This window comes from Bryocella sp. (assembly GCF_058498515.1).
In genome coordinates this window covers 14,696-30,472 of record NZ_JBMHYI010000049.1, presented here as the reverse complement: position 1 = coordinate 30,472, position 15,777 = coordinate 14,696, and the positions used below count along the sequence as shown (strand labels likewise).

General features: G+C 63.9%; 13 protein-coding genes and 1 tRNA gene. 6 read left to right on the top strand and 8 right to left on the bottom strand.

The window, feature by feature from the left end; genetic code table 11:
• Window positions 1-172: 172 nt before the first annotated feature.
• The 6 genes from rodA to mreC form a co-directional block, all read right to left on the bottom strand.
• Entirely contained in the window at window positions 173-1,282 is a 1,110-nt protein-coding gene (gene rodA / locus AC5E6W_RS16020; RefSeq protein ID WP_491753331.1) for a rod shape-determining protein RodA, read from the bottom strand.
• A 1-nt stretch (window position 1,283) separates the two neighbouring features.
• Window positions 1,284-1,751, bottom strand: coding sequence for a hypothetical protein (locus tag AC5E6W_RS16015; protein ID WP_491753330.1), 468 nt, complete (start codon window positions 1,749-1,751; stop codon window positions 1,284-1,286).
• Window positions 1,738-1,986, bottom strand: coding sequence for a hypothetical protein (locus AC5E6W_RS16010; RefSeq protein ID WP_491753329.1), 249 nt, complete (start codon window positions 1,984-1,986; stop codon window positions 1,738-1,740). The genes AC5E6W_RS16015 and AC5E6W_RS16010 overlap by 14 nt, the downstream gene beginning before the upstream one ends.
• A 15-nt stretch (window positions 1,987-2,001) precedes the next feature.
• The gene (gene mrdA / locus AC5E6W_RS16005; RefSeq protein ID WP_491753328.1) at window positions 2,002-3,987 is read right to left on the bottom strand and encodes a penicillin-binding protein 2; all 1,986 of its coding nucleotides are present in this window, start codon (window positions 3,985-3,987) and stop codon (window positions 2,002-2,004) included.
• Window positions 3,988-4,161: 174 nt separating this feature from the next.
• Window positions 4,162-4,686, bottom strand: coding sequence for a rod shape-determining protein MreD (mreD, locus tag AC5E6W_RS16000; protein ID WP_491753327.1), 525 nt, complete (start codon window positions 4,684-4,686; stop codon window positions 4,162-4,164).
• Between the two features lie 68 nt (window positions 4,687-4,754).
• Window positions 4,755-5,975, bottom strand: a complete 1,221-nt coding sequence (gene mreC / locus AC5E6W_RS15995; RefSeq protein WP_491753326.1) for a rod shape-determining protein MreC — start codon at window positions 5,973-5,975, stop codon at window positions 4,755-4,757.
• A gap of 191 nt (window positions 5,976-6,166) precedes the next feature.
• On the opposite strand from mreC, the gene recG reads away from it, so the two are divergent.
• Window positions 6,167-8,719, top strand: coding sequence for an ATP-dependent DNA helicase RecG (recG, locus tag AC5E6W_RS15990; RefSeq protein WP_491753325.1), 2,553 nt, complete (start codon window positions 6,167-6,169; stop codon window positions 8,717-8,719).
• A gap of 152 nt (window positions 8,720-8,871) precedes the next feature.
• Here recG and AC5E6W_RS15985 read toward each other — a convergent pair whose 3' ends face one another.
• Both AC5E6W_RS15985 and AC5E6W_RS15980 read right to left on the bottom strand, forming a co-directional pair.
• The gene (locus AC5E6W_RS15985) at window positions 8,872-9,300 is read right to left on the bottom strand and encodes a response regulator (protein WP_491753324.1); all 429 of its coding nucleotides are present in this window, start codon (window positions 9,298-9,300) and stop codon (window positions 8,872-8,874) included.
• Between the two features lie 698 nt (window positions 9,301-9,998).
• Window positions 9,999-10,901, bottom strand: coding sequence for a PhzF family phenazine biosynthesis protein (locus AC5E6W_RS15980; protein ID WP_491753323.1), 903 nt, complete (start codon window positions 10,899-10,901; stop codon window positions 9,999-10,001).
• Window positions 10,902-11,509: 608 nt separating this feature from the next.
• Here AC5E6W_RS15980 and AC5E6W_RS15975 point away from each other — a divergent pair.
• The 5 genes from AC5E6W_RS15975 to galE all read left to right on the top strand — a co-directional run bounded on the left by AC5E6W_RS15975 (window position 11,510) and on the right by galE (window position 15,776).
• Window positions 11,510-12,166, top strand: coding sequence for a peroxiredoxin (locus AC5E6W_RS15975; protein ID WP_491753322.1), 657 nt, complete (start codon window positions 11,510-11,512; stop codon window positions 12,164-12,166).
• Between the two features lie 93 nt (window positions 12,167-12,259).
• Window positions 12,260-12,335 (top strand) — tRNA-Cys (locus AC5E6W_RS15970).
• A gap of 218 nt (window positions 12,336-12,553) precedes the next feature.
• Window positions 12,554-13,753, top strand: a complete 1,200-nt coding sequence (galK, locus tag AC5E6W_RS15965) for a galactokinase (protein ID WP_491753321.1) — start codon at window positions 12,554-12,556, stop codon at window positions 13,751-13,753.
• Window positions 13,750-14,790, top strand: coding sequence for a UDP-glucose--hexose-1-phosphate uridylyltransferase (locus AC5E6W_RS15960; RefSeq protein ID WP_491753320.1), 1,041 nt, complete (start codon window positions 13,750-13,752; stop codon window positions 14,788-14,790). Before galK ends, AC5E6W_RS15960 begins: the two co-directional genes overlap by 4 nt.
• A 5-nt stretch (window positions 14,791-14,795) precedes the next feature.
• On the top strand, window positions 14,796-15,776 hold the full coding sequence (galE, locus tag AC5E6W_RS15955; RefSeq protein ID WP_491753319.1) for a UDP-glucose 4-epimerase GalE: 981 nt from the start codon (window positions 14,796-14,798) through the stop codon (window positions 15,774-15,776).
• Window position 15,777 lies beyond the last annotated feature (1 nt).

The following is a 15,777-nucleotide window of genomic DNA, read 5'->3' as shown; positions in this document are numbered from 1 at the left end:
CGTCGAGTGATCTCGCGCCTGGCCGGCCCTTTTTGGATGAAAATCTTGGGTTCCCAGCCGGCGGGAAAGTTGGTCGCGTCCGCGGCTGAGCGTGCCTGTCCGGCCCGGAGGGGCGAGACAGCTTGCCTTTAGTATGCACCAAACTGGCGGCGCTGTGCGCGGGGTCACCGACCTAGTTCACAAAACGGCGCATCCGGACGTTCATTACGATCCCCAGGGAGAGGAAGGTGAAGATCACCGACGAGCCGCCATAGCTAAGCAGCGGCAGGGGGATTCCGGTGACGGGCATCAGCCCGAGGCACATGCCGACGTTGACGGCGACCTGGAAGAGCATGATGGCCATGACCCCCATGGTGATGAGGGTTCCGGGCGCGTCGGAGGCCATCTGGGCGTTCTGGACGAGGCGGACGAGGATCATGAAATAGAGCAGCAGGATGACGACCGCGCCGAGGAAGCCATGCTCCTCGCAGAAGGCGGCGAAGATGAAGTCCGTGTAGGGGATGGGTAGGAAATCACCCTGGGTTTGCGAGCCTTTGTTGGCGCCCGTGCCCCACAGGCCACCGGAGCCGACGGCGATGAGCGACTGGCGGATCTGGTAGCCGGAGCCCTTGGGGTCGTTATCCGGGTTGACGAAGGCGGTGAGGCGGGCCTTCTGGTAGGGCTTGAGGACCTTGCCGCTCTTCCAGGCGATGCCGACGACGAGCAGGAAGCTCAGGATGAGAATGGAGGCCTGCTTGATGCGAATTCCGCCGAGGAAGAGGCCGATCAGCAGCACGGGAGAGTAGGTGAGGCAGGTGCCGAGGTCGGGCTCCTTGAGGACGAGGAGCATCGGCACGCCAACAAAGGCGAAGCACTTGCCGATGTCGCGCCAGCCCATGTCGTGGGCTTCGGACGCTCGCTCCCACAGGAAACGGGCCATGGCGAGGATGAGCACGAGCTTGACCCATTCCGAGGGCTGGAAGTGCGCTCCGCCGCCGAGGTTGATCCAGCGCCGGGCGCCGAGCACCTTCTGCCCGATGTGCGGGACCAAGACGCCGACCAGCGCGGCAAGGGAGAGGCCATAGGCCCAGTACGCGATGTCCAGGAGCTTGTGATAATCCAGTAGCGAGATGCCGAACATGGCCACAGTGCCCACGACGAGGAAGATGATCTGCTTCCTGTCGAAGCCGTGGAACTTGGTCATTGCGGTGGCGGACCGGATCTCGAAGACACTGATGACACACAGCGTCAGGACGAAGCCGAGGAGAGTCCAGTCGAAGTCACGGAAGCGGGAGCGAAGCATGTCAGGTGGCGATCGAGAAGCGCGAGTTGGGACCGTCGTAGGTGAAGACCATGCCCTTGAGCAGGTCGCGACCGATCAACATGATGATAGGGGCTCCGCGTTCGGAGGGTCTGAGGATATGCCCACCAAGCACGGTGTCGAGGGGGAGCGGGTCGGGCGAAAGCTGCGGAAAGACGACACTGGCGTTGTAGCGATCAAGCGCGGATACTCCATGCGCTGTCTGGATCAGCTCGCTGTCCACCGCGGGAATTTCCAAGCTCACAAAGACGGAAGGATCCACCGCTGACACGGCAGCGCCGGTATCTATCTGCGCCAACCCACGTGCCACCGGAAAGGGGGGCAGCGAGGCCGCCCTGAGATAGCGCACCATCGCCAGAGGCGCCGTGATCTCGACTTCGATCAGCGGACCATCGAGATAGAGTTCGTCGAAATCGCCGGGCCCAACGCATGAGAACTCAACGCTGGACACGAATCAGCCCCAAGTGGAGGTTTCTCAAATCGATCACTGGCTGGTGGACGCGAACCGTGCGCATGAGGCACTGCACGAACCCGTACTTCTCCAACAGAACCACGTAGGCCTCATCCACGCTATCGAATGCGCCGAGGAAGTCGCGATCCTTGATGACCGCAATCTTCCCTTCGCTGCTCTTCAGCAGCTCCGGAAGCAGCTCGTTGTAGCGCGCGATCTCGGTCTCGAGGGCCATGAGTGGATGATACCTTTACCTTCCACCTGGGCGTGGGAGACCGCGCTGAGGCTCGAGGGCGGCGGTGTTGGCGGTGGCGGGGTTCGGGGCGGGTGTTTTGGGCTTCTCGGCAGGCGCCTGATCGGCGGGCGTGGCCGGCGTCGGATTGTCCGCCAGCTTCATCAGGTTGCCGGAGCGGGTGCGCTGCTTGGTGACGTAGGCGTTGATGACCTGGGCGGCCAGCTTCGCCGAGTTGTTGCCCCAGTTGCCGTGCTCCCAGAGGACGGCAACGACGATGTCGGGGTTGCGGCGCGGGGTCATGCCGACGAACCAGGCGTTGGGGATGGTGCTGTGGCCCTTGCTGGTTTTTGAGAGGGCGTCGTGGCTCATGACCTGCGCGGTGCCGGTCTTGCCGGCGAAGTCGACACCCTCCATGTGGGCTTCGGCGGCGGTGCCGAAGGTGGTGACGCCGGCCATGTCGTCGGTGACGATCTGCCAGTTCTCCTTGGTGATCTCGATGTTTTTGACGCCGGAGCCGGGGTAGGTGTCGTGGATGGCCTGCTGCATGTCCGCGGAGACCTCATCGGGGAAGACGACGTGGGGCCGCACCAGAGCGCCGCCGGAGGCGATGCCGCTGAGGGCGCGGGCGAGCTGCAGCGGGCTGGCCTGGATGGCCCCCTGGCCGATGCCGACGGAGATCGTTTCGCCGGCGTACCACTTGTCGTGCTGGGTCTTCAGCTTCCATTGGGTCGAGGGCATGATGCCGGTGGCTTCGTCGGGGAGATCGATGCCGGTCTTCTGGCCGATGCCGACGCTGGTGGCGTAGCGGGCAATCGTGTCTATGCCGAGCTTGTTGGCCAGTGTGTAGTAGTAGGTGTCGCAGGAGAATGGCAGCGCGTTGTGGATGTCGACTGCGCCGTGGTGCTTGTCGCAGGCGAAGAAGTGGCCGTAGAAGGTGGCGCCGCCCGCACAGTTCACGCGGAGATCCTGCGCAGCGTTTTCCTGCAGGCCGGCGAGGGTCATGATGACCTTGAACGTGGAACCCGGGGCGAGCTGCGCCTGGATGGCCTTGTTCATCAGCGGGTGGTCGGGGTTGGTGATGATCTCGTTCCAGTAGGACCGGCTGAGACGCACGGAGAACTGGTTGGGGTCGAAGGTGGGGCGCGAGACCATGGCGAGGATCTCGCCGGTGTGCGGATCCATGGCGACGATGGCGCCGATCTTGCCTTCCATCGCCTTCTCGGCGGCCATCTGGAGGTCGAGGTCGATGGTGAGCTTGAGGTCCTGGCCGGGCGTGGCCATCTCCTGGCCGCGGATGCCGACTTCCTTGCCGTGGGAGTTCACGATGACGTCGCGGGAGCCGTCGGTACCGCGCAGAATGGCGTCGTAGGCTTCTTCCACGCCGGACTTTCCGACCACGTCGCCGGGGGTATAGAAGGCGTACTTGGCGGAGTTGAGGTCGTTTTCGCTAACCTCGCCGACGTAGCCGATGAGGTGGGCGGCGAAGCCATCCTTGGGATACAGGCGGCGTTGTTCGTCGAGGGTCTCGAGCTCAGGCAGATCGTCGCGGTGGGCGGCGATGAAGGCCTGCTCGTCGGGCGTGATGTCCTGCTTGAGCGGAATGGGCTGGTACTTGGGCGCGAGCGCAAAGCGCTTGATGGTGGCGCGGATCTGGTCTTCCGGGATGTGCAGGCCCTGGGCGATGAGGGGAAGGTCGGTCTCGAGGTTCTTCTGCTCTTCGCGTACCAGGAAGCAGGTGACCGAGGGGTAGTTATCGACGATGATCCGGTTCTCGCGGTCGAAGATCTTGCCGCGCGGGGCGAGCACGGGAACCTTGCGCACGCGATTCTGCTCGGCCAACACGCGGTAGTTGTCCGCTCCCAGGATCTGCAGCTTCCACAGACCCGAGACGAGCACGAGCATGACCAGCGCCACGATGTATTGCGTGGCGTTGAGCTTGGTTATCGAGACCTTCTCCTCGCGGTCAAAGGGGCTGGGGTCGAAAGGCGAGAGCCTGGGCATGGGGAAGGGACGCTCCTGCGACGAGAAAGTCACGAGCGGAGAACGTTGCGCCGCACCCTTATTTTATAGGGCTTCGGAGCATAGGACGCGCTGCGGCGTTGTGTGTTCTTTGGGTACTGGGCGATGGATATCCGTTGCGGGACAGAAGTTTAGGTCCACACGGCACCGGTGCAGCTACTCGCGGATGCGGAAGCGGTCGAGCAGGAAGAAGAGCGGGATGCCGACGGCGGTGTTGGCGACGGCGGCGATGAGCTCATGCACGGGCAGCATGCGGGCGGTGATGTCGGCCAGCACCCAGCGCTTGATGAGGTAGAGCATTCCGCTCTGCGCGAGCGAGAACACGAAGTTCATGATGGCGCGGTTCATCGTGTTGTCCATGTCCACCGCGAAGCCGATGTTGGCCGCGATGTACCCGATGATGGCCTTGGCGATGCCGTAGATGCCGAAGGGAAGGTTGGTGAGACCGTCCTGAAAGAGCCCGGTGAGCGTGCCGGTGATGGTTCCGGCGATGGGGCTGCGACGTGCTACGGCGAAGTAGATGACCGAGAGCAGCGGGAGGTCGAGGCCGACGCGGGCCAGCATCCATGGCCGCAGCAGGACCTGGATGACGATGCACGCCAGCGGCACCAGCAGCGCAATCGCGGGACGAAAGGCGTACTGGTCGAGCTCCTGCCGGGATGTGTAACTGCGTTCGCGCATCAGCTGTCTTGATTCTTCCTGTGTGTGCTGCTTTCGGGAGCTATCGGGTTGAGGATATCGCGGAGAGACTAGGCGTCTGGCGGAGGCGTGGCGGGCTGCTGGCCGCTGGGTCTGGCTCCGGGCTTCAGGTCTTCAGCCGGAGCGACGGTGCCAGGCGAGTAACGGTCGGGATGCAGAGCGGGCCTGGGCTTGGGCAGGCCGGAGTTGGGAATTCCGGGAACGCCACCAACGAGGCCGGGGACCGAATCGTTCTGGTGCGGGCCGGTTGCGGCGGTTGCCCCGGTCGCGCCGGGAGCTCCGTTGGCCGCTGCCGCTCCGGAGTCTTCATGCAGGCTGGGGAGTCTCTCGGCGATGACGTCGGCGGCGCGCTTGTTGGCCTCGGCAGCGGCTTCGGCGGTGGCAGCATCGGCCTGGGCGTCGGCGGGCAGCGTGCCGGAGGTTCCGGTGATGACGAGGACCTCTTCCAGGCGGGATAGATCCGCGTTGGGCTTGACGGTGATGGTGAGGTAGGGCTGGTGCTGCGGGTCGGGCGCGATGGTGGTGATGACACCCACTGGCAGCCCACGCGGAAAGACCAAGTCGCCGCCGGAGGAGACGACGGTCTCGCCGGGCTTGAGCCGCGAATCCGCGGTGAGGTTGTTGATGACCACCTGGCCGGTGACCGTGCCGCGCAGGATGCCGCGCATGCGGGTGGAGACGAGAAGGACGCCGGCGCCGGAGGTGGGATCGTTGAGCAGGAGCAGCTGGGCGGTGTGCGGAAAGACGTCGCGGATCTTGCCGACGATGCCGTCAGGAGTCATCACAGCCTGGTCGGGCTTAAGGCCGAAGTCCGCGCCCTTATCGAGCAAGAGGATCTGCGACTGGTCCGAGCCGCTGGAGCCGATGACCTGGGCGACGACCATCTGCTGGACGTAGCGCTGGCGGAAGGCCAGCAGGGCCTGGAGACGGCGGCCCTGGGCGGCGTCCTCGGCGAACTCGTCCTGCTCGAGCTTGAGGCGGGCAATCTCTTTCTTGAGCTCGTCGTTTTCCTGGTGGGCGTGGCGGAGATTGATGTAGCCGGACCAGATGCGGCGCACGCCGAAGCTGGAGGCATGCTTTCCGCGCTCGATGGGCGTGAAGACGGCGCTGATCCAGGAACGCAGCAGGCTGACGCGCTTGCCGTCCGCGCCGTCGTGGGCGGTGAAGCCGTGCGCGGGCTTCTGCACCTGCACGGCAAGGGCCAGCACCTGCGCTAGCACGATGACGATCAGCACAAGTGGGTTCTTGAAGCGCTGGAGAAAAGAATCCATCAGAAAAGCGACCTGCCCGCCCAGGGAGACTCGCCGCACGGCAAAGTCTCGCAAATTTCAACATGCTGGGCAGCGACACGCCCTATGCCATTATCCAACGCAGGCGCGCGGCGTGCTTGCAAGCATTGTGAAGACGTTGCCGTCGCAGGCACGTGGTGTCGCCGGAACGGGCGCAGCCAGATGTCGGCCAGATGTCCTCTGCCGCGGCTAGTACGATCAAGACCGTGCGGATTGAGCTCTCCACGCCGGTCAAATTCATCAGGCGGATAGGCGAACGTGTGGCCGGAAGCCTGGCCGAGCGCGGCGTCGAGACGGTCGAGGACCTGCTGTATCACCTGCCGTTCCGGTATGAAGACCGCCTGCATCCGCGGCCGCTCTCCAGCTATCAGGTGGGGGATATGGCGACGGTGATTGGCGAGGTACGGGGCGCGGTGGTGCTGAAGACGCGCTCGGCGCCGATCTTCGAAATGACGGTGGGAGTTCTACCGGAGATTCGAGATGCGAGAGACGAGACGCGAGAGGACCCCGAGCCCGAGGAGCCGGGTATGGATGGGCTGCTTAAGCCGCCGCCGATCTTCGAGACGGTGAAGTGCCTGTGGTTCCATGCGGCGTATCTGAAGGACAAGTTCCATGCGGGGCAGCGGATTGCGCTGTACGGGAAGCTGGAAGGCTCGCGCAGCGGGAATGCGTTGAATGCGCCGATGGGTTCGACGCGCTTCAAGATGGTGCAGCCGACGTTCGAGATTCTGCCTGCGGAGGGCGCGACGGGCGAGGACGCCGAGTTCACCATGCTGGAGATGGGGCGCATCGTGCCGGTGTATCACTCGCTGGGCGGGACGACGGCCTGGGGAGCGAAGCTAACCTCCCGCTGGACGCGGCGGGTAATGTGGACGGTCTTCCGCGAGCTTGCGGAGAATAGCGGCGCGGTTGGGAACGTTGAGACTCTACCCGCGACGCTGCGCCAGCGGCTGGCGATGCCGGGACGGATGGAGGCGCTGGAGTTTCTGCACTTCCCTCCTGCAGGCACGGAGTTGGAGGCGCTGCAGAGTGCGATTACGCCCGCGCATCGGCGGCTGATCTTTGAGGAGTTCTTCTACCTCGAGCTGGGGCTGGAGCTGAAGCGGCGGCGCATGCGGGAGCGCGAGGGGACTTCGTTCGTGACCAATGAACGGGTGCGCGAGGCGCTGAAGCAGATTCTTCCCTTCAAGCCGACGCGGGCGCAGAAGCGCGTGCTGGGAGAGATTGCCGACGACATGCGCAGCCCGCGGCCGATGCGGCGGCTGCTGCAGGGCGATGTGGGCTCGGGCAAGACGATTGTGGCGCTGGAGGCCGCGCTGATCGCGATCGAGAACGGCTACCAGGTGGCGATGATGGCGCCAACGGAGATCCTGGCGACGCAGCACTATCTGCAGGCGAAGAAACTGCTGCGTGAGGCGATCTCACCGACCACGGGCAAGCCGTATCGCGTGAGCCTCCTGACGGGATCGCTGGATGAGCGCGAGAAGCGCGAGGTGCGTGGTCGCATCTTTCGTGGCGAGGCGGACCTTGCAATCGGCACGCATGCGCTGGTGGAGGAGAAGGTCGACTTCGCGAAGCTGGGGCTGGTGATCGTGGACGAGCAGCACCGGTTTGGCGTGCAGCAGAGGTTCCGGCTGATGAAGAAGCCCGGTACCGGGGAGACACCTGCAGAGCCGGACGTATTGGTGATGACGGCGACGCCGATCCCACGCACGCTGGCGCTGACGCTGTATGGAGATCTCGACGTGAGCGTGCTGGATGAGCTGCCGCCGGGACGGACGCCGATCACGACGCGGCGTATGCCGGGCGAACGTGCGGCCGAGGTGTGGGAGTTTGTGCGCAAGCAGGTGGCGCTGGGGCGGCAGGCGTACATCGTGTATCCGATCATCGAGGGCGAGCGGGATGATCAGGCCGAGCTGGACTTTGCGCGAGAACCCGATGTCGATGGAGAAAAGGCGAACGCGGCGGACGCTAAGGACGCAGCGGAACGCGGCGCGAGGACCAAGGCAGGAGCGAAGAAGCGCTCGGCGAGCGTAAAGGCCGAGGATGGCAAGGCGGCGAAGCGTGGGAAGGCCAAGCCTGCACCGAAGCAGCCGGCGATGTTCTCGCGGGCGAAGCTGCGGTCGGCGACGGAGATGTTTGAGGAGTTGCAGCGGGGTGCGCTGAGCGGGTTGAAGCTCGGCCTGCTGCATGGCCGCATGAGCGCGGACGACAAGGAAGTCACCATGGCTCGATTCAAGCGCGGCGAGCTGGATGTGCTGGTGTCAACGACGGTGATCGAGGTGGGCGTCGATGTGCCGAACGCGACGGTGATGGTCATCGACCATGCAGAGCGCTTTGGGCTGGCGCAGCTGCACCAGCTGCGTGGGCGCGTGGGACGCGGAGCGAACAAGAGCTACTGCGTGTTGATGACGGGCGAGAAGGTGAGCCCGGAGGGTGAAGCTCGGCTGGAAGCGATGGTGCGGTCGGAGAACGGGTTTGAGCTTGCAGAGATCGACCTGAAGCAGCGCGGGCCGGGGGAGTTCTTCGGGACGCGCCAGGCGGGGATGCCGGAGTTGCGCGTCGCCGACCTGATTCGCGATCGCGAGATGCTGGAGCTGGCCAAGGTGGAGGCGGCGCGATTTACGCAAGCGCAGGACCCCACCATGCCGCGAGTGGAGATCGATGCCGTCTGGGCACGGCTGAAGCAGCAGTGGCAGAGGAAGTATGGGCTAGTGGAGGCCTGAGCCGTAAGGCACAGGATTTGATCGTGTGAACTCGCGGCTTGCCACGCTGAAGTTCGATGCCACACGATCCAATCCCGAAACGACTTCACAGCGTGCTCTGTGCTCGTCGTCTCTCACTTAGCCCTTGCTACTTGATCCCTGCGACTGCTCTGCTAACTTGCGATGGCAATGTCGTCGACGACGCTTGGCTGGACGTGCTTCTTGGGGCCGCGCTTGCGGGTGACGAGGATGCGGATGCGGTCGAGCATCTCGGCAGGAGTGAAGGCTCCCTTGGGCAGGAAGGCGTCGGCGTGCGAGGCGCGCTCGAAGCTGGTGACGGTGCCGGAGACGAGCAGCGCGGGCAGCATGGGATGCAGCTGCTTGCCGCGGCGGACGATCTCGTTGCCGTCCATCTGGGGCAGCAGCAGGTCGCAGAGGAGAAGGTCGATGGAGCCGAGGGGCGCCTCGCGCAGGATCTCGAGGGCTTCCTGGCCGGTGGTTACAGCCATCACGCGGTAGCCGCGGGTTTCGAGCAGAAACTTGCGGATGGAGAGTACCTGCTCATTGTCGTCAACGCAGAGGATCGTCTTACGGGGGCGCATCGTTGGTCCTTCTTCGCGGCCGTTGGTTGGCGGCTCGCGGTTCCATGTTGCCGTTGCGCGCAGGCCGCCATAGCGGGAGGCCTGCGTGGGCCAGATAGATAGCTGTTTTGGGCCGAGCGGGGCCGTCCGCGCCGTTGTGGCACGTTGGCTTCCGCTCGGGTAGCGAGCGCCAGGTTGGCATGAAGCGGCGGGTGGCTGACAGGGCACGAAGGGCCGTTGGCGCGGACGCCGCGCATTGGCGGTGTCCGCGCACTGACAGCTGATTTCCACGGGCTGTGGAGGCTGCGGAAGACGTGGAAATCCCGTCCCCGCCGCGCTCCAGTCCCGGAAGCACAGCTTGGCTATCCCCTACCCCACCGGTTGCCGGCGGGCCGGATCATGTTCGGATCGGACCGAGAGAGGTCAGCGCGTCCTTTCGCGCGTTGGCCCCGCAATGGAGGTTGGCGCGCTGCAGAAAGTGCAGTGAGCCGCTCCCGGGCTTCTCCTTAAAATTTTCGGTAAATCAGGCGAAAAACTTTGTCGTCGCCTACCTTTCGGTGGCTGACGACTTCGGTGAGCCTAACGGGAAGTACCCCTGAAGACAATGGCGAAGATTCGACGAACTTGCGGTCGAACTGTGATTGCCTGTCCACCGCGAATGTGCCCATGCGCGTCAGTGCTGGGGATTCGAAGTTACAAGGCTGTGAATAACCCTGAACTCAGGGCAGGAAAAGGCGTCCCTGTGCCACGGGAATGGTGCTGCCTCCCACGCGGACGTCATACACCCTGCCCCCCTCGAAAGAGGCACGCACGCGCAACTCGCTCGGACGGAAGATCTCCACCCCCTGGGTGATGGTTACCAGTTGGTTAGCAGGCACGAGGTTTTCGCTCACGAGCCAGGCGATGGAGCAGCCGGCAGCGGAACCGGTGGCAGGGTCTTCGGCGCCATAGAACTGCATGCGCGCACGCCAGTGCAGTGGGTCGTCTGTGGGGGCTATGCAGTAAGCGAACTTGGCGCCTTTGCTCGCGAGCCAGGGTGCGGCGATCTGCTGCGGCACGGCGAGGCGCGAGAGCACCTCGACAGAGCGGAGAGCCACGATGCACTGGGCCATGCCGGTGGAGATGACTTGCGGAGCATGGCCGGGGAGAAGATCGTCTGCGCTGAGGCCAAGCGCGTGTGCAGTCTCTGCCGGATCGAGCGAGGGATGGAAGACGGGATCGTTCTGACGCATCTCGGCGTTGGTCTTGTGCTGGGTGGAAGCGGCGAAGAAGCGCACGGGAATGCGGCCTGCGGTCAAGGCGAGGGTGATGGTCTCGCGGCCGCTCAGGCGCTCGTCGTTGAGCCAAAGCCACGTGGCGGTGCCCAGCGTGGGATGGCCGGCGAAGGGCAGCTCCTCCTGCGTGGTGAAGATGCGCACGCGGACAGCATCATCGTCGGGCGCGCAGGCATCAGGGCCGCTGCGGATGATAAACGTGGTTTCGGAGAGGTTGGTCTCGCGCGCGATGGCCTGCATTTGGTCAGTGGTGAGCGTGCTGCCATCGTGGAAGACCGCGAGAGGATTGCCTTCGAGAGCGCGCTCCGCGAAGACGTCGAGGACGGTGTAGTCGAGGGTGGTCGGCATGGGAAGAGAGTAGCGCTTTGCGTTAGCGCTGCGCGATAGCCGCCTTCGGCGGTTAGCGGCTTCGCCGTTGGCGCTTCGCGTTAGCGTGGCCTGCGGCGGATGCCATAAGGACATGGAGCTAACGAGCGAAGCTCGCTGACGCGTAGCGCTACCCCGCGGAGCCTCCAACGCGCTCCGCGCGCTGCCTCCCCGTTTGACACGTTTCGCGGTCGCACCGTAACGTAGGAATCACCGCGCGAGAGCCAACCCGCTCTCGTTGCTGAGGCCTTGGGCTTCAGCTGCGGTACGACTTTCCCGGAACTCCGGGACCATGAACACAGGTCGCTCCCTCATGAACTCAGCTCGCATCCTCTCGATGACCGCCGCCCGCTGCCGCTGCTGTTGCTGCGACGCCATGTGCGTGAGCGGTCGGGTGTGTGGATGAGCGAGTCGAGACGATAAAGGCGTCAAGAAACGAACTCCAGACCCACCCACCGCAGCCGCGAGGGTGGGTCTTCTGCTTTGCGGCAACAGCAAGTGTTCACGGCGTGACGGTCATCACCAGCAGCATCCGGCCGTTAGCCCCAACATCAGGGAGTACGCTCCCACGAAAAAGGCAGGTACACGCAATGTCTCTCCGCATCAACGAGGTTGCACCGAACTTCACCGCGCAGACGACCCAGGGACCGATCGACTTCTACGAGTGGCTGGGCGACAGCTGGGGCGTGATCTTCTCGCACCCCAAGGACTTTACTCCGGTATGTACGACGGAGCTGGGCGCGGTGGGTGCGCTGGAGCATCAGTTCGCGGCGCGCGGCGCGAAGGTCATTGGGCTGAGCCTGGACACAGCCGAGAACCATGGCAAGTGGGCGAAGGACATCGAGGAGGTCACGGGCTCGGCGGTGAACTATCCCGTGATCGCGGATACGGATCTAAAGGTGGCGAAGCTCTATGACATGCTGCCAGCCGATGCCGGCGACAGCTGCGAGGGCCGCACGCCTGCGGACAATGCGACGGTGCGCGTGGTGTACGTCATCGGGCCGGACAAACGCATCAAGCTGGCGCTGGCGTATCCGATGACCACTGGCCGCAACTTCGACGAGATTATCCGCACGCTCGATTCGATCCAACTGACGGCGAAGCACAAGGTGGCGACACCGGCGAACTGGAAGCAGGGCGAGGATGTGATCATTACTGCTGCGGTGTCGAACGATGAAGCGGCGATCAAGTTCCCGGGCTTCAAGACGGTGAAGCCTTACCTGCGGACGACTACACAACCGCAGTAGAACGAGGGGCCAGGGCTTAGGTTTCAGGGTTCAGAGAACCCGCTGTCTAGACCCTGCGCACCAACCCCTGTACCCTAGAGGTCTGTGCTTCACGCACCGGTGGCGAAGTGGCTAACGCGCTGGTCTGCAAAACCAGTATTCGCGGGTTCGATCCCCGCCCGGTGCTCCAAAGATTTCGATAACAATGGCCGCCCTTCAGAAGGGCGGCCATTGTCGTCTGGTCGCGATCCTCCTGCCTGACCGCAATGGTTTGCGGTTACATTCCCGTTGCCGCTTATGCGTGGGCATAATGTTGTGAGGCCCTCGAAGTGAGATCTGCAGGCACGGAAGCTGCTGCGTGCGCTGCGCCCCCTGCAGCGAGGGAAAGGGCCAGGTGGAGGTCATTGCTTGTCTGAGTTATCTGCGACGGCGCAGGGAGCGCCGCGCTTCAACGCTGGGTCCAACACGGGATCGTGGAGCGCACCGGGGCGGGTGAACCTGCTGGGCGAACATACGGACTATACCGGCGGCCTAGTGCTGCCGATGGCCATCAACTTTGCGACCACGGCCACGATTTCTCCGGCGACGGATGATGCTTATCACTTCGACAGCGCGAGCTTTCCGCAGCGGCGGACGATGACACGCGCGGACCGCGGGCCGAAGCAGGGAGACTGGGCGGACTACTCGATCGGTGTGCTGCGAGAGATGCAGGCACTGGGGCTTGAACTGCCGGCGTTCACGCTGCATATCGACGGCAATGTTCCGCTGGGGGCAGGGCTGAGTTCGTCGGCGTCGATCGAGGTGGCGACGGCGGTTGCGTTGCTGGGCTTCAGTGGCAATAGGCTTCCGCTGGAAGAGATTGCAGTGCTGTGCCGGCGGGCGGAGAACCAGTATGTGGGAGCGCCGTCGGGGATCATGGACCAGTTTGTGTGCACGGCGGCGAAGGCCGGTCACGCGCTGCTGCTGAACACACGCACGCTGGCCTATGAGCACCTGCCGATTGCGACCGGCACGCTGGCGACGACGCGGATCGTGGTCACGAATTCGATGGTGAAGCACTCGATTGCGGCGGGCGAGTATGGCGTGCGCTACGCGCAGGTGATGGATGGCCAGAGGGTGTTGCGCGAGCAGTTTCCTGGCGTCGAGGACCTGGGCGGAGCGACGCTGGAGCAGTTGGCGGCGTGTGAGAGCAAGATGTCGGCTGAATCGTACAAGCGTTGCCGGCATATCGTGAGCGAGAATGGGCGCGTGCGTGCGGCGCGTGGAGCGATGACTGCGGGCGATGCTGCGGCGTTTGGCAAGCTCATGGTGGGTTCGCATGCGAGCCAGCGTGATGACTTTGAATGCAGCGTGGCGGAGACGGACTTCCTCGCCGATACGGCGTTGACGCTGGAGGGCTGCTATGGCGCTCGGCTTACGGGCGGCGGCTTTGGCGGATGCACGGTGAGCCTGGTGAATGCGGAGTATGTGCCGAGCTTCGTTGCAGCGTTACAGGGAGCGTATCGCGAGCGCTTCGAGATTGAGGCGCCGTGCTATATCTGTGAGGCCGTGGATGGCGCGGTGGCGCGGCATCCTGAGGTTGCTAAAGCCGCGGAGGTGACGCGATGATTCCCGAGTCGTTTCTGCAGACGCCGCACCGGCGATGGAACGCACTGAAGCGCGAGTGGGTGCTGGTCTCGCCGCACCGCACGCAGCGGCCGTGGCAGGGCCAGACGGAAGACACGGTCAAGCCGCTCGCTTTGGAGTATGACCCAACGTGCTATCTGTGCCCGGGCAATACGCGCGCGGGTGGGCACATTACGCCGAAGTACGCGAGCACGTTCGTCTTCGAGAATGATTTTGCGGCACTGAAAGATGACGTTATGCCAGCGAGCTTCGATGATGGCGGCCTGCTGCGGGCTTCGACGGAGCGTGGGGTGTGTCGCGTGCTGTGTTTCGATCCGCGCCATGACCTTACTCTGGCGACGATGAGCTTTGCTGCAATCCGCAACGTCGTGGACACATGGACCGAGCAGGTGCGTGAGCTTGGAGCCCGCAAGGAGATTGCGTACGTTGAGGTCTTCGAGAACCGCGGGGCGATGATGGGTGCGAGCAATCCGCATCCGCATGGGCAGATCTGGGCGACGGAGCATATCCCGAATGAGCCTGCGCTAGAGTTGGCAGCGCAGAAGGAGTACTTCGCGCAGCATGGGTCGCCACTGCTGATCGACTACCTCGCCAAAGAACTGAGTGAGGGCGAGCGCATCATCGCGGAGAACGAGACGTGGGTGTCGCTGGTTCCCTTCTGGGCGGTGTGGCCATTTGAGACGATGATTGTGCCACGGCGTGCTGTGAGCGGCTTCCTCGCGCTCCATGAGGCCGAGCACGATGGGCTTGCTGCAATCCTGAAGACGGTGACTGCTGGTTACAACCAGGTCTTCGATACGCCGTTTCCGTACTCGATGGGCTTTCATGGTGCGCCAACCGATGGAGAGGATCATCCGGAGTGGGTGATGCATGCGCACTTCTTCCCCCCGCTGCTGCGCTCGGCGACGGTGCGCAAGTTCATGGTGGGCTTCGAGCTGCTGGGCTCGCCGCAACGCGACATCACCCCGGAGAGCGCGGCGGAGACGCTGCGCCAATCCGTAAAGAAAGCTGGAGTGTAAGACGCATGAATGTTCTTGTAACCGGCGGCGCGGGCTATATCGGCGGGACGGTCGCGACCATCCTAATGCAGGCGGGGCACAAGGTCACCGTGCTCGACAACCTGTGCCACAGCAAGCGACATGAGGTACCTGCGGGCATGGAGTTTGTGGAGTGCGATATCGCCGACCGTCCGTGCGTGGAGGCTCTGCTGCGCGAGAAGAACTTCGATGGCGTGCTGCACTTTGCTGCGCTCATCGAGGCGGGCGAGTCGATGCAGAAGCCGGAGATCTACTTCCGCAACAACACAGCGTCGACGCTGAGCCTGCTGGAAGCTATGCTGGCGACGGGAACAAAGCGGCTGGTGTTCTCCTCGACGGCTGCGGTGTATGGCGAGCCGGAGAGCGTGCCGATCCTCGAGACGGCGAAGCTGGCGCCGACCAATGCGTACGGCGAGTCGAAGCTGCTGGTCGAGCACATGCTGCGCTGGTTTCATCAGGTGCATGGCCTACGTTATGCAGCGCTGCGGTACTTCAACGTCGCGGGAGCGCTGCCTGGCCGCGGCGAAGCGCATGAGCCGGAAACGCACATCATTCCGCTTGTGCTGGATGCTGCGATGGGCCGTCGCGCCAGTATCTCCATCTTTGGCGATGACTATCCGACGCCGGATGGAAGCTGCATCCGCGATTACATCCATGTCGTGGACCTGGCGGCGGCACACATCCTGGCGTTGGAGACGCTGATGGATGATGCCAAGCCGGGGAAGATCATCTGCAACCTTGGCAATGGCAGCGGCTTCTCGGTGAAGCAGGTGATCGAGGCGGCGCAGAAGGTGACGGGCCGCGAGATCAAGGTGGAGATCAAGCCGAGGCGTGATGGAGATCCTGCGCGCCTCGTGGCCAGCAGTGAGAAGGCCAAGGCGGAGCTGGGATGGACGCCGGCGGTGCCGGAGATCGAGGACATCTTGGCAAGCGCGTGGGAGTGGCACCAGCAGCGCTACGCGAAGTAGA

Bases quoted from the DNA above. Each gene is read 5' to 3' on its own strand.
- rodA (WP_491753331.1), bottom strand. From the start codon at position 1,282: ATGCTTCGCTCCCGCTTCCGTGACTTCGACTGGACTCTCCTCGGCTTC.
- AC5E6W_RS16010 (WP_491753329.1), bottom strand. From the start codon at position 1,986: ATGGCCCTCGAGACCGAGATCGCGCGCTACAACGAGCTGCTTCCGGAG.
- mrdA (WP_491753328.1), bottom strand. From the start codon at position 3,987: ATGCCCAGGCTCTCGCCTTTCGACCCCAGCCCCTTTGACCGCGAGGAG.
- mreD (WP_491753327.1), bottom strand. From the start codon at position 4,686: ATGCGCGAACGCAGTTACACATCCCGGCAGGAGCTCGACCAGTACGCC.
- mreC (WP_491753326.1), bottom strand. From the start codon at position 5,975: ATGGATTCTTTTCTCCAGCGCTTCAAGAACCCACTTGTGCTGATCGTC.
- recG (WP_491753325.1), top strand. From the start codon at position 6,167: ATGTCCTCTGCCGCGGCTAGTACGATCAAGACCGTGCGGATTGAGCTC.
- AC5E6W_RS15985 (WP_491753324.1), bottom strand. From the start codon at position 9,300: ATGCGCCCCCGTAAGACGATCCTCTGCGTTGACGACAATGAGCAGGTA.
- AC5E6W_RS15980 (WP_491753323.1), bottom strand. From the start codon at position 10,901: ATGCCGACCACCCTCGACTACACCGTCCTCGACGTCTTCGCGGAGCGC.
- AC5E6W_RS15975 (WP_491753322.1), top strand. From the start codon at position 11,510: ATGTCTCTCCGCATCAACGAGGTTGCACCGAACTTCACCGCGCAGACG.
- AC5E6W_RS15960 (WP_491753320.1), top strand. From the start codon at position 13,750: ATGATTCCCGAGTCGTTTCTGCAGACGCCGCACCGGCGATGGAACGCA.
- galE (WP_491753319.1), top strand. From the start codon at position 14,796: ATGAATGTTCTTGTAACCGGCGGCGCGGGCTATATCGGCGGGACGGTC.